This window comes from Actinacidiphila glaucinigra (assembly GCF_900188405.1).
GTDB classification, from domain to species: domain Bacteria; phylum Actinomycetota; class Actinomycetes; order Streptomycetales; family Streptomycetaceae; genus Actinacidiphila; species Actinacidiphila glaucinigra.
Genome location: NZ_FZOF01000001.1, coordinates 697,569 through 710,135, shown reverse-complemented (window position 1 = coordinate 710,135; position 12,567 = coordinate 697,569). Strand labels below are relative to the sequence as shown.

Annotated in this window: 10 protein-coding genes; 2 read left to right on the top strand and 8 right to left on the bottom strand. The window is 70.3% G+C overall.

The genetic code is table 11. The annotated features are described in order from the left end of the window. From CHF15_RS03220 to uvrA, 8 genes are all read right to left on the bottom strand, one after another. Entirely contained in the window at positions 1-1,236 is a 1,236-nt protein-coding gene (locus CHF15_RS03220) for a phosphoglycerate kinase (RefSeq protein ID WP_089222013.1), read from the bottom strand. A gap of 130 nt (positions 1,237-1,366) precedes the next feature. After that, positions 1,367-2,371 carry a type I glyceraldehyde-3-phosphate dehydrogenase gene (gap, locus tag CHF15_RS03215; RefSeq protein ID WP_089222012.1) on the bottom strand — a complete coding sequence of 335 codons (1,005 nt, stop codon included), beginning with the start codon at positions 2,369-2,371 and terminating at the stop codon, positions 1,367-1,369. Between the two features lie 173 nt (positions 2,372-2,544). Further along, positions 2,545-3,522 (bottom strand): DNA-binding protein WhiA, encoded by a 978-nt coding sequence (gene whiA, locus CHF15_RS03210; protein WP_018557248.1) that lies wholly within the window; start codon positions 3,520-3,522, stop codon positions 2,545-2,547. Continuing rightward, positions 3,513-4,520, bottom strand: coding sequence for a gluconeogenesis factor YvcK family protein (locus tag CHF15_RS03205; RefSeq protein ID WP_375821403.1), 1,008 nt, complete (start codon positions 4,518-4,520; stop codon positions 3,513-3,515). The genes whiA and CHF15_RS03205 overlap by 10 nt, the downstream gene beginning before the upstream one ends. Continuing rightward, positions 4,517-5,440, bottom strand: a complete 924-nt coding sequence (rapZ, locus tag CHF15_RS03200; protein ID WP_089222010.1) for an RNase adapter RapZ — start codon at positions 5,438-5,440, stop codon at positions 4,517-4,519. The genes CHF15_RS03205 and rapZ overlap by 4 nt, the downstream gene beginning before the upstream one ends. Beyond that, positions 5,437-7,503: an excinuclease ABC subunit UvrC gene (gene uvrC, locus CHF15_RS03195; protein ID WP_089222009.1), complete on the bottom strand. Its 2,067-nt coding sequence runs from the start codon at positions 7,501-7,503 to the stop codon at positions 5,437-5,439. The genes rapZ and uvrC overlap by 4 nt, the downstream gene beginning before the upstream one ends. A 39-nt stretch (positions 7,504-7,542) precedes the next feature. After that, positions 7,543-7,962 carry a Rieske (2Fe-2S) protein gene (locus tag CHF15_RS03190; RefSeq protein ID WP_089222008.1) on the bottom strand — a complete coding sequence of 140 codons (420 nt, stop codon included), beginning with the start codon at positions 7,960-7,962 and terminating at the stop codon, positions 7,543-7,545. A gap of 73 nt (positions 7,963-8,035) precedes the next feature. After that, the gene (uvrA, locus tag CHF15_RS03185) at positions 8,036-10,951 is read right to left on the bottom strand and encodes an excinuclease ABC subunit UvrA (RefSeq protein ID WP_089222007.1); all 2,916 of its coding nucleotides are present in this window, start codon (positions 10,949-10,951) and stop codon (positions 8,036-8,038) included. A gap of 210 nt (positions 10,952-11,161) precedes the next feature. Here uvrA and CHF15_RS03180 point away from each other — a divergent pair, with 210 nt between their 5' ends. After that, entirely contained in the window at positions 11,162-11,893 is a 732-nt protein-coding gene (locus CHF15_RS03180; protein WP_089222006.1) for a maleylpyruvate isomerase family mycothiol-dependent enzyme, read from the top strand. Between the two features lie 4 nt (positions 11,894-11,897). After that, positions 11,898-12,554 (top strand): MBL fold metallo-hydrolase, encoded by a 657-nt coding sequence (locus CHF15_RS03175; RefSeq protein ID WP_089222005.1) that lies wholly within the window; start codon positions 11,898-11,900, stop codon positions 12,552-12,554. The last annotated feature ends 13 nt before the right edge of the window (positions 12,555-12,567 follow it).

Genomic DNA, 12,567 nt, shown 5'->3' with positions numbered 1-12,567 from the left:
TCAGTCCTCCAGTGCGGCGAGGCCGGGGAGCGTCTTGCCCTCGAGGTATTCGAGGCTCGCGCCACCACCGGTCGAGATGTGGCCGAATGCGTTCTCGTCGAAGCCCAGGATGCGGACGGCCGCGGCCGAGTCGCCGCCTCCGACCACGGTGAACGCTGGGGGTCCCCCCGCCGGAGGCAGGGGGCTGTCGATCAGCGCCTGGGCGATGGCGCGGGTGCCCTCGGCGTAGTCGGGGTGCTCGAAGACGCCCATCGGGCCGTTCCAGAAGACGGTGGCCGCGTCGGCGAGCTTCGAGGCGAAGAGCTTGCGGGACTCCGGACCGATGTCCAGGCCCAGCACGTCGGCGGGGATGGCGTCGACGCCGACGACCAGCGGGTTGGTGTCGACCGGGTTCTTCAGGTCCGGGAAGGACGGGGCGGCGACGACGTCCACGGGCAGCACGAACTCCACGCCCTTGGCCTTCGCGCGCTCCAGGTACTCGGTGACCGCGGGGATCTGGTCCTCCTGCAGCAGGCTGTTGCCCACCTCGTGGCCCTGGGCCTTGAGGAAGGTGTAGACCATGCCGCCGCCGATCAGGATCCGGTCGGCGCGCTCGAGCAGGTGGTCGATGACCCCCAGCTTGTCGGAGACCTTGGCGCCGCCCAGCACCACCGCGTACGGACGGGACACCTCGTCGGTGAGCTTCCTCAGCACCGCGACCTCGGTGGCGATCAGCAGGCCCGCGGCGTGCGGCAGCCGGGCCGGGAGGTCGTAGACGGAGGCGTGCTTGCGGTGCACCGCGCCGAAGCCGTCGCCGACGTACAGCTCGGCCAGCGCGGCCAGCTGGTCCGCGAAGGCGCCGCGCTCGGCGTCGTCCTTGCTGGTCTCGCCCGGGTTGAAGCGCAGGTTCTCCAGCAGCGCCACCGAGCCGTCGGTGAGCGAGTCCACCGTCGCGCGGGCGCTCTCGCCGACCGTGTCGGTCGCGAAGGCCACCTGCGTGCCGAGGAGTTCGCCCAGACGCGCCGCGATAGGGGCGAGCGAGAACTGCGGGTCGGGCGCGCCCTTGGGACGGCCCAGGTGGGAGGCGACGATCACCTTGGCGCCGGCCTCGGCCAGCTTGGCGATGGTCGGCACGACGGCGCGGATGCGGCCGTCGTCGGTGATGGTGGTGCCGGACAGCGGCACGTTGAGGTCGGCGCGCACGAACACGCGCTTGCCGCCGACCCCCTCGTCGACGAGTTCGTCGATCGTCTTCATGGTGAAGGCTCCCCTGCCTTGGTCCTGACTGGGTCGGATCGCTCGGACCGCCGTCTCATGGGACAGGGTCCGGACGACGGCACGTCGTTCGGACCCTGTCCTCATCGCATGACGGGAGGTCGAGCGGGTGTCAGAGCTGGTCGCCGACGAACACGGTCAGGTCGACGAGACGGTTGGAGTAGCCCCACTCGTTGTCGTACCAGCCGATGACCTTGACCTGCTTGCCCTGCGCCATGGTCAGCGAGGAGTCGAAGGTGCAGGAGGCCGGCCAGTTGACGATGTCCGAGGAGACGATCGGGTCCTCGGTGTACTCCAGGATGCCCTTGAGCTGGCCCTCGGCGGCCTTCTGGAAGGCGGCGTTGACCTCGTCCTTGGTGACCTCGCGCTCCAGCTCGATGACCAGGTCGGTCACGGAGCCGGTCGGGACCGGGACGCGCATCGCGATGCCGTCGAGCTTGCCCTTGAGCTGCGGCAGGACCAGGGCGGTGGCCTTCGCGGCGCCCGTCGAGGTCGGGATGATGTTCTCGGCGGCGGCGCGGGCGCGACGCAGGTCCTTGTGCGGGAAGTCAAGGATGCGCTGGTCGTTGGTGTACGCGTGCACGGTCGTCATCAGACCCTTGACGATGCCGAAGTTCTCGTCGAGGACCTTGGCCATCGGCGCCACACAGTTGGTCGTGCAGGACGCGTTGGAGATGATGTTGTGCTTCGCCGGGTCGTACTTCTCGTTGTTGACGCCCATCACGATGGTGATGTCCTCGTCGGAGGCCGGCGCCGAGATGATGACCTTCTTGGCGCCGCCGTCGAGGTGCTTCTTGGCGTCGGCGGCCTTGGTGAAGATGCCGGTGGACTCGATCACGATGTCGACGCCGAGCTCGCCCCACGGGATGTCGGCGGGGTTGCGCTCGGACAGCACCTTGATGGTGTGGCCGTCGACGGTGATGGAGTCCGCCGTGTGGGACACCTCGGCCTTGAGGCGGCCGAGGATCGTGTCGTACTTGAGCAGGTGCGCGGTGGTGGCCGTGTCACCCAGGTCGTTGACAGCCACGATCTCGATGTCCGCACCCTGCTCCAGGGCGGCACGGAAGAAGTTTCGACCGATGCGACCAAAGCCGTTGATGCCTACGCGGATCGTCACGAACCGATCTCCTCGCTGGTGTGCCGGAGGCCATTTCGCTCCGGCTGCGACGTATTGGGATGTCCCCGACCAAGGACGACCCTACCTCCCCGGGCACCCGCCGGTGACATCGGCGCCACGGGTGCCCGCCGTACGGACCGGTAACCGGACGGGGCGGCCGGGCCGCGCCGGGCTCAGCCGACCATCTCCTCGGTCAGGTTGGACTCGGTGCCCGGGACGCCGAGGTCCGAGGCGCGCTTGTCCGCCATCGCCAGCAGCCGGCGGATCCGGCCCGCCACCGCGTCCTTGGTGAGCGGCGGTTCGGCGAGCGAGCCCAGCTCCTCCAGGGACGCCTGCTTGTGGTCCATGCGCAGCCGGCCGGCCGCCGCGAGGTGCTCGGGCACGTCGTCGCCGAGGATCTCCAGCGCCCGCTGCACGCGCGCGCCCGCCGCGACCGCGGCGCGGGCCGAGCGGCGCAGGTTGGCGTCGTCGAAGTTGGCGAGCCGGTTGGCGGTGGCGCGCACCTCGCGCCGCATCCGCCGCTCCTCCCACGCCAGCACCGACTCGTGCGCGCCGAGCCGCGTCAACAGCGCGCCGATGGCATCACCGTCACGGACGACCACGCGGTCGACGTTGCGCACCTCGCGCGCCTTGGCCGCGATCTGCAGCCGGCGGGCGGCACCGACCAGGGCGAGGGCTGCCTCGGGACCGGGGCAGGTGACCTCCAGGGACGAGGAACGGCCCGGCTCGGTCAGCGAGCCGTGGGCCAGGAACGCACCGCGCCAGGCGGCCTCCGCGTCGCAGGTGGCCCCGGACACGACCTGCGGGGGCAGACCGCGGATGGGGCGGCCTCGGCCGTCCACCAGGCCCGTCTGGCGGGCCAGCTGGTCACCGCCGGCGACCACTCGCACGACGTAGCGGCTGCCGCGGCGCAGCCCGCCGGGCGCCATGACCACCAGGTCGGAGGAGTGCCCGAAGATCTCCAGGATGTCCTTGCGCAGCCTGCGCGCGGCGATGCCGGTGTCCAGCTCCGCCTCGATCACGATGCGTCCGCTGACCAGGTGCAGTCCGCCCGCGAACCTCAGGATCGCCGAGACCTCCGCCTTGCGGCAGCAGGTCCGGGTGACGGGGAGCCGGGAGATCTCGTCCTTCACCGCTGCCGTCATCGCCATGGGCCGATCCTTCCATGCATACGAAAAATCCGGTCGAACGCGGCGGCCAGCAGTTCCGGATCGTGCCGCGGCCCGTCGGGGGCGGCGACCCGGGCCAGTTCCACCGTGCCCGACAAACGCTCGGCTGCCTGTATGAGGCTGTCGCGGTCGAGTACGGCGGCCTCGTCGGCCAGCACCACGTCGATGGTGAGTTTAGGGGCGTGTCGGGCCAAAACCTCCAAGTGACGCTGCGGAGAAAAGCCCTCGGTCTCACCCGGTTGCGGTGCGAGGTTGAGCGCGAGCACCTTGCGGGCCCTGGTCTCCATGAGCGCGGACACCAGATCGGGCACCAGCAGGTGGGGCATCACGGAGGAGAACCAGGAACCGGGACCGAGCACCACCCAGTCCGCGTCGAGCACGGACTGCACCGCCTCGGGGACGGCCGGCGGGTCGTGCGGCACCAGTTGCACCTCCTGCACCTCACCGGGGGTGAGGGCGACGGTGGCCTGGCCGTGCACGGTCGTGACCTCGTCCGGCTCCGCCGGGTCGTGGCCGCGGACCGTGGCGGTGAGCTCCAGCGGGACCGCCGACATGGGCAGCACCCTGCCGTGCGCGCCGAGCAGCCGGCCCACCCACTCCAGTGCCGCCACGGGGTCGCCGAGCTGTTCCCACAGCGCGACGATCAGCAGGTTCCCCACGGCGTGGCCGTGCAGTTCACCCTCGCTGACGAAGCGGTGCTGGACGACCTGGGACCACGTCCGGCCCCACTCGTCGTCGCCGCACAGCGCGGCCAGCGCCTTGCGCAGGTCGCCGGGCGGCAGCACCCCCATCTCCTCGCGCAGACGGCCGCTGGAGCCGCCGTCGTCGGCGACCGTGACCACGGCGGTCAGGTCCTGGGTGATGCGGCGCAGGGCGGAGAGGGAGGCGGACAGTCCGTGCCCGCCTCCCAGTGCCACGACTTTGGGGGTGACCCCACTGCGCCCTGCCGACCGGCGCAAGCGCCGAGTCGTCCTGATCACTCGCGCCCCATGTCCCGGTGGACGACCACCGTCTCCACTCCGTCGGCGGACAGCCGCGCGGCGAGTCGCTCGGACATGGCGACGCTGCGGTGCTTGCCACCGGTGCAGCCGACCGCGATGGTCACGTAGCGCTTGCCCTCGCGGCGGTAGCCGGCGTTCACGATGTGCAGCAACTCGGCGTAGCGGTCGAGGAACTCCTTGGCGCCGGGCTGGTTGAACACATAGGTGGCGACCTCGTCGTTGAGACCGGTGTACGGCCGCAGCTCCGGCACCCAGTGCGGGTTGGGCAGGAAGCGGCAGTCCGCGACCAGGTCGGCGTCGACGGGGAGGCCGTACTTGAAGCCGAAGGACATGACGGTGGCCCGCAGCTCCGGCTCCTCCTCGCCGGCGAACTGGGCGTCCATCTTGGCCCGCAGTTCGTGGACGTTGAGGCTGGAGGTGTCGATCACCAGGTCGGCGTCGCCGCGCAGCTCGCTCAGCAGCTCGCGTTCCTTGGCGATGCCGTCGACGATCCGGCCGTCGCCCTGCAGCGGGTGCGGGCGGCGCACCGACTCGAAGCGGCGCACCAAGGTGTCGTCGGATGCCTCGAGGAAGAGCACCCGGCGCTTGACTCCCTTGGAGTCCAGGTCCGCCAGGGACTCCCGGAGGTTGTCGAAGAAGCGCCGGCCGCGGACGTCCACGACCACCGCGATCCGTGCCACGTTGCCCTGGGAGCGGGCGCCGAGGTCGACCATGGTGGGGATGAGGGCGGGCGGCAGGTTGTCCACGACGAACCAGCCGAGGTCCTCCAGGCATTTGGCCGCATGGCTGCGCCCGGCACCCGACATGCCTGAGATGATCACGAGTTCGGGGATGGCCTCGGCGGCCTCGCCCGCTCCTCCTGTCGTCACCTGTGCTCCGCCTCCGTCGTTCGCGTTCATGAGCTGTTTCCCCGTTCCGTGGGGACGGTCACCGGACCGGCCGTCCCCTCTTCCTCAATGATCTCTCCTGTGGCGGTGTTCACCGCCGGTCCGGCCGGGGCGGCCCCGGCCAGCGCGGCGAGCACGGCCTCGGCGGTGCGCCGGCCGACGCCGGGGACCTCGCAGATCTGCTCGACCGTCGCCGCCCGCAGCCGCTTGAGCGAGCCGAAGTGCTTGAGCAGCGCCTGGCGGCGGCTCTCGCCGAGGCCCGGCACCGAGTCCAGGGCGCCGGCCCTCATCGACTTGGAACGCTTGTTGCGCTGGTAGGCGATGGCGAAGCGGTGTGCCTCGTCACGCACCCGCTGCAGCAGGTACAGGCCCTCGCTGGTGCGCGGCAGGATGACCGGGTCGTCCTCGCCGGGCAGCCAGACCTCCTCCAGGCGCTTGGCCAGGCCGCACACGGCCACGTCCTCGACGCCGAGCTCCTGCAGGGCCCGCTGGGCGGCGGCGACCTGCGGCTGCCCGCCGTCGACGACGACGAGCTGCGGCGGGTAGGCGAACCTGCGCGGCCTGCCCGTGTCCGGGTCGATGGGCCCGCCGGCGACCTCGCCGCCGCTCCCCGGGCCGCCGCCCTCGCCGTGGCCGTCGCCGTCGCCGTCGCCGTCGACCCACTCGCCGGTCTTCTGCTTCTCCAGCAGATAGCGGCGGAAACGCCGGGAGACCACCTCGTGCATCGACCGGACGTCGTCCTGGCCGGCGAAGCTCTTGATCTGGAAGCGGCGGTACTCGCTCTTGCGGGCCAGCCCGTCCTCGAAGACCACCATCGAGGCGACGACGTCGTCACCCTGCAGGTGGGAGATGTCGAAGCACTCGATGCGCAGCGGTGCCGAGTCCAGGTCCAGCGCCTCGGCGATCTCCTCCAGCGCCCGGGAGCGCGTGGTGAGGTCGGAGGCGCGCCGGGTCTTGTGCAGCACCAGCGCCTGCTGGGCGTTGCGCTGCACGGTGGCCATCAGGTCCTTCTTGTCGCCGCGCTGCGGTATCCGCAGGCTCACCTGGGAGCCGCGGCGCTCGGTGAGCCACTGCTGCACCGGCTCGCACGGGTCGGGCAGCGCGGGTACCAGCACCTCCTTGGGCACCCCTTCGCCGCGCTCCTCGCCGTAGAGCTGCTGCAGGGCGTGCTCGACCAGCTCGGCGGTACCGACCTCCTCGACCCGGTCGGTGACCCAGCCGCGCTGACCGCGCACCCGGCCGTCGCGGACGTGGAAGATCTGGACGGCGGCCTCCAACTCGTCCTCGGCGACGGCGATCAGATCGGCATCGGTGGCGTCGGCGAGGACGACCGCGTTCTTCTCCATGGCGCGCTTGAGCGCCTCGATGTCGTCACGGAGCCGGGCGGCCTTCTCGTACTCCATCGCCGCGGCCGCGTCCCTCATCTGCTGCTCGAGGCGACGCAGATAGGTACCGGTGCGGCCGGCCATGAAGTCGCAGAACTCCTCGGCCAGTTCGCGGTGCTCCTCGGCGCTGACCCGGCCGACGCAGGGTGCCGAGCACTTGCCGATGTAGCCCAGCAGGCAGGGCCGGCCGATCTGCGCGGAGCGCTTGAACACCCCGGCGGAACAGGTGCGCACGGGGAAGACCCGCAGCAGCAGGTCCACGGTCTCGCGGATCGCCCAGGCGTGCGCGTAGGGGCCGAAGTAGCGCACGCCCTTGCGCTTGGGGCCGCGCATCACCTGGACGCGGGGGAACTCCTCGTTCATGGTGACGGCGAGCGAGGGGTAGCTCTTGTCGTCCCGGTACTTCACGTTGAAGCGCGGGTCGAACTCCTTGATCCAGGAGTACTCCAGCTGCAGCGCCTCGACCTCGGTGGTCACCACCGTCCATTCCACGGAGGCGGCGGTGGTGACCATCGTGCGGGTGCGCTGGTGCAGGTTCGCGAGGTCCTGGAAGTACGAGGAGAGCCGCTGGCGCAGGCTCTTCGCCTTCCCGACGTAGATCACCCGGCCGTGCTGGTCCCGGAACTTGTACACCCCGGGCGAGTCCGGAATCTGTCCCGGCTTGGGGCGGTAGCTGGAGGGATCGGCCATGCCCCCACCCTACTGATTGACGGTGACATTCCCGCCGTCTCAGCCGCCTGTCACGGCGACGAGCTTGCCGTCCTCGACCTGGACGTCGACCTTGGTCAGCGGCTTGGTCGCGGGGCCGGTGCGCACGGCGCCGGTGGCGGCGTCGAAGACGCTTCCGTGGCACGGGCAGGACAGTGCGGTGCCCTCCACCTTGTCGCAGGTGCAGCCCTGGTGGGTGCACACGGCGCTGAAGGCCTGGTAGGTGCCCTGCGTGGGCTGCGCGACGACGATCCTGGCCTCGCGGTAGAGCTTGGCGCCGCCGACCGGGACCTCGGTGGCCGCGCCCAGCTCGATCGGGCCGTCGGAGACCGTCGTGCCGGAACCACCGCAGGCGGTGAGACCGACCCCGGCGACTCCGGCGAGCGCCGCGCCCTTCAGGACGGTACGGCGGCAGGGGGGCAGGGCGGTGGTGTCAGCCATGGGGACTCCGCTTCGGCACGTAAGGAAAGAGCTTGAAAGCTGTACCTTACGTGCCGAAACTCTGAGCCGGCTGTCAGGCCTTCGCCGCCGCCCGCTTCCGAGGGGCGGCCCGCTTCTTGGCCGGTACCGGCGGGGCGTCGGAGATCCGCTCGGCTCCCAGGATGTCCCTGAGGAACTTGCCGGTGTGGCTGGCGCCCACCCCCGCGACCTGCTCGGGGGTGCCCTCGGCGATCACCAGACCGCCGCCGCTGCCGCCCTCGGGACCCATGTCGATGACCCAGTCGGCCGTCTTGATCACATCGAGGTTGTGCTCGATGACGATCACGGTGTTGCCCTTCTCGACCAGCCCGGAGAGCACCTTGATCAGCTTGCTGATGTCCTCGAAGTGCAGACCCGTGGTGGGCTCGTCCAGCACATAGACCGTGCGGCCGGTGGAGCGCTTCTGCAGCTCGGAGGCGAGCTTCACACGCTGCGCCTCACCACCGGACAGGGTCGTGGCGGACTGGCCCAGCCGGACGTAGCCCAGCCCGACCTCGGTGAGGGTGCGCAGGTGCCGGGCGATCGTCGGGACCGCCTCGAAGAAGTCCAGCGCCTCGGAGATCGGCATGTCCAGGACCTCGGCGATGGACTTGCCCTTGTAGTGGACCTCCAGGGTCTCCCGGTTGTACCGGGCACCGTGGCAGACCTCGCACGGCACATACACGTCCGGGAGGAAGTTCATCTCGATCTTGATGGTGCCGTCGCCGGAGCAGTTCTCACAGCGGCCGCCCTTGACGTTGAAGGAGAAGCGGCCCGGCAGATAGCCGCGCACCTTCGCCTCCATGGTCTCCGCGAAGAGCCTGCGGACATGGTCGAAGACACCCGTGTACGTGGCCGGGTTGGACCGCGGGGTGCGGCCGATCGGCGACTGGTCGACGTGGACCACCTTGTCGACCAGGTCGTCCCCGTCGACCCGGGTGTGCCGGCCCGGGACGCCCCGGGCACCGTTCAGCTCACGGGCCAGGTGTGTGTAGAGGATGTCGTTGACCAGGGTGGACTTGCCGGAGCCGGAGACCCCGGTGACCGCGGAGAAGACACCCAGCGGGAAGGACACGTCGATGTCCCGCAGGTTGTTCTCCCGGGCGCCGTGCACGGTCAGCCGGCGCTCCCCATTGACCGGGCGGCGCGTGTCCGGGATCGGGATCTGGCGCTTGCCCGCAAGGTACTGGCCGGTCAGCGACTCCTTGTTGCGCAGCAGCTCCTTGAGCGAGCCGCTGTGCACCACCTTGCCGCCGTGCTCACCCGCGCCCGGGCCGATGTCCACGACCCAGTCGGAGGTCTTGATGGTGTCCTCGTCGTGCTCCACCACGATCAGGGTGTTGCCGAGGTCGCGCAGCCGCACCAGGGTCTCGATGAGCCGGTGGTTGTCCCGCTGGTGGAGGCCGATCGACGGCTCGTCCAGCACATAGAGCACGCCCACCAGACCCGAGCCGATCTGCGTCGCCAGCCGGATGCGCTGGGCCTCGCCGCCGGAGAGCGTGCCGGCCGCGCGGTTGAGCGACAGATAGTCCAGGCCGACGTCGACCAGGAAGCGCAGCCGCTCGTTGACCTCCTTGAGCACCCGCTCGGCGATGGTCTTCTCGCGTGCGCTCAGCTTCATGCCGCGCAGGAACTCCGCGCAGTCGCTGATGGACATCGCGGCGACCTCGGCGATGGACTTCCCCTGGACGGTGACCGCCAGCACGATCGGCTTGAGGCGGGTGCCCTCGCAGGTGGGGCAGGGCACCTCGCGCATGTACCCCTCGAAGCGCTCACGGCTGGAGTCGCTCTCGGACTCCGCGTGCCGGCGCCGGACGAAGGGGATCGCGCCCTCGAAGGAGGTGGTGTAGGAGCGCTCGCGCCCGTAGCGGTTGCGGTAGCGCACCGCGATCTGCGTCTTGTGGCCGTTGAGCAGGGCCTTCTTCGCGCGCTGCGGCAGCCCCGCCCAGGGGATGTCGGTGCGGAAGCCCAGTTCGTCGGCGAGCGCGCCGATCAGGCGCTGGAAGTAGTCCCGGGTGTGACCGAGCGACCAGGGGGCGATGGCGCCCTCGTCGAGGGACTTCTCCTCGTCGGGGATGATCAGCTCCGGGTCGACCTCCATGCGGGTGCCGATGCCGGTGCACTCCGGGCAGGCGCCGAAGGGCGAGTTGAAGGAGAAGGAGCGGGGCTCCAGCTCCTCGAACGACAGGTCGTCGTACGGGCAGTAGAGGTGCTCGGAGAACATCCGCTCGCGCTGCGGGTCGCCCTCGGGGAGGTCGACGAAGTCCAGGATCACCATGCCGCCGGAGAGGCCCAGGGCGGTCTCGATCGAGTCCGTCAGCCGGCGCTTGGCGCTCTCCTTGACGGTGAGGCGGTCGACGACCACCTCGATGGTGTGCTTCTCCTGCTTCTTCAGCTTCGGCGGATCGGTCAGCTGGACGGTCGCGCCGTCCACCCGGGCCCGGCTGTAGCCCTTGGTCTGCAGGTCGGAGAAGAGGTCGACGAACTCGCCCTTGCGCTCGCGCACCAGCGGCGAGAGCACCTGGAAGCGGGAGCCCTCCTCCAGCTCCAGCACCCGGTCCACGATCGCCTGGGGCGACTGCCGGGAGATGGGCCGGCCGCACTCGGGGCAGTGCGGCTTGCCGATGCGGGCGAAGAGCAGGCGGAGGTAGTCGTAGACCTCGGTGATCGTGCCGACCGTCGAGCGCGGGTTGCGCGAGGTGGACTTCTGATCGATCGAGACCGCGGGCGACAGCCCCTCGATGAAGTCGACGTCCGGCTTGTCCATCTGGCCCAGGAACTGCCGAGCGTACGAGGAGAGCGACTCCACGTAGCGTCGCTGGCCCTCGGCGAAGATCGTGTCGAACGCCAGGGACGACTTGCCCGACCCCGAGAGGCCGGTGAACACGATGAGCGAGTCCCGTGGCAGGTCGAGCGAGACGTTCTTCAGATTGTGCTCGCGAGCGCCACGGACGGTGAGACGATCGGCCACGCCAGTGCGCACCTTTCAAAAGACAGACAAGGGGACAGCACCCCCAGACAGCCTAAACGGGGCGCCGACGAGTTTTCTTCCGGTTATGACGAGAGCGAGCCTATAGCACGCACATTCGATTTCCGGCATCGGTGCGGCAGCTTCACCCGAACGAGTGTCCCGCGCTAGCGTCTCCGTGGAGACGTCGATCAGGTCCGACCAGGAGGCCCCGTGTCTGTCCAACGACCCGACCCCGACCACGATGCGGCCGAACTCCACGAAGCCACCGAACGACTGATCGAGACCATCGCCGCCATGCCCCCCGCTTCCGTCGCGGAGCCGTCGCGGCTGCCGGGCTGGACCCGCGGCCATGTGCTGGCCCACCTGGCGCGCAACGCCGACTCCCTGGTCAACCTGATGATCTGGGCCCGCACCGGCGAGGAGACCCCGCAGTACGAGAGCGGCGACCGCCGGAACAAGGACATCGAGGAGGGCGCGGGCCGCGCTCTCGCCGAGCACCTCGACGACCTGCGCATCTCCGCGGACCGGCTGGCCCTGGCCATCGAGGAGCTCCCGCCGCAGAACTGGGCCGCACAGGTCGTCATGCGCTCCGGCCGGGTGATCGCGGCGGCGGAGATCCCGTACGTCCGGCTCATGGAGATCTACTTCCACCACGTCGACCTCGGCCTGGAGTACACCTGCGCGCACCTCCCCGAGGACTTCGCGACCCGGGAGCTCGGCGCCATCATCGACGACCTGTCGGGCCACGAGGGCGTCGCCGCCGTCCGCATCCACGACACCGGCAGCGGCGAGAAGTGGGTGATCGGCGCCGCCAACGAGCCCGAACTCACCGTCGGCGGGCCCCGGCACGCGCTGCTCGCCTGGGTCAGCGGCCGCTCCGGCGGCGAGGACTTGACCGCCCATCCGGACGTGCCGCTGCCGGTGCTGCCGCCACTAGGCTGACGTCATGACGTACAGCGGCGAGGTCACGGTCGGGGGCGCGCCCGACGTGCACGAACTCAAGGACCTCATCATCACCAAGGTCGCGGTCGGCCCCATGGACAACAACGCGTATGTGCTGCGCTGCCGCGCCACCGACGAGCAGTTGCTCGTCGACGCGGCCAACGACGCGCACACGCTCCTGGAGGTCGCCGGAAACGACGGTCTCGCGTCCGTCGTCACCACGCACCGGCACGCCGACCACTGGCAGGCGCTGCAGGCGGTGGTCGACGGGACCGGCGCCCGCACCTACGCGGGCCGCCACGACGCCGAGGGGATCCCCGTCCCCACCGACGTGCCCCTGGAGGACGGCGACCGGATCCAGGTCGGCCGGGTCGAGCTCACCGCCCGGCACCTGGTCGGCCACACACCCGGCAGCATCGTCCTGATCTACGACGACCCCCACGGGCACCCGCACATCTTCACCGGGGACTGCCTCTTCCCGGGCGGCGTGGGCAACACGCACAGCAACCCGGACCACTTCACGAGCCTCTTCGAGGGGGTCAAGGCCAAGCTCTTCGACCGCCTCCCGGACGAGACCTGGGTCTACCCCGGCCACGGCAAGGACACCACGCTCGGCGACGAGCGCCCGCACCTCGACGAATGGCGCGAACGGGGCTGGTAGCGACTCCGCGGCG

Excerpts from the sequence above, each read along its gene's own strand:
- CHF15_RS03220 (WP_089222013.1), bottom strand. The coding sequence starts at position 1,236 with ATGAAGACGATCGACGAACTCGTCGACGAGGGGGTCGGCGGCAAGCGC.
- whiA (WP_018557248.1), bottom strand. The coding sequence starts at position 3,522 with ATGGCGATGACGGCAGCGGTGAAGGACGAGATCTCCCGGCTCCCCGTC.
- rapZ (WP_089222010.1), bottom strand. The coding sequence starts at position 5,440 with ATGAACGCGAACGACGGAGGCGGAGCACAGGTGACGACAGGAGGAGCG.
- uvrC (WP_089222009.1), bottom strand. The coding sequence starts at position 7,503 with ATGGCCGATCCCTCCAGCTACCGCCCCAAGCCGGGACAGATTCCGGAC.
- CHF15_RS03190 (WP_089222008.1), bottom strand. The coding sequence starts at position 7,962 with ATGGCTGACACCACCGCCCTGCCCCCCTGCCGCCGTACCGTCCTGAAG.
- CHF15_RS03175 (WP_089222005.1), top strand. The coding sequence starts at position 11,898 with ATGACGTACAGCGGCGAGGTCACGGTCGGGGGCGCGCCCGACGTGCAC.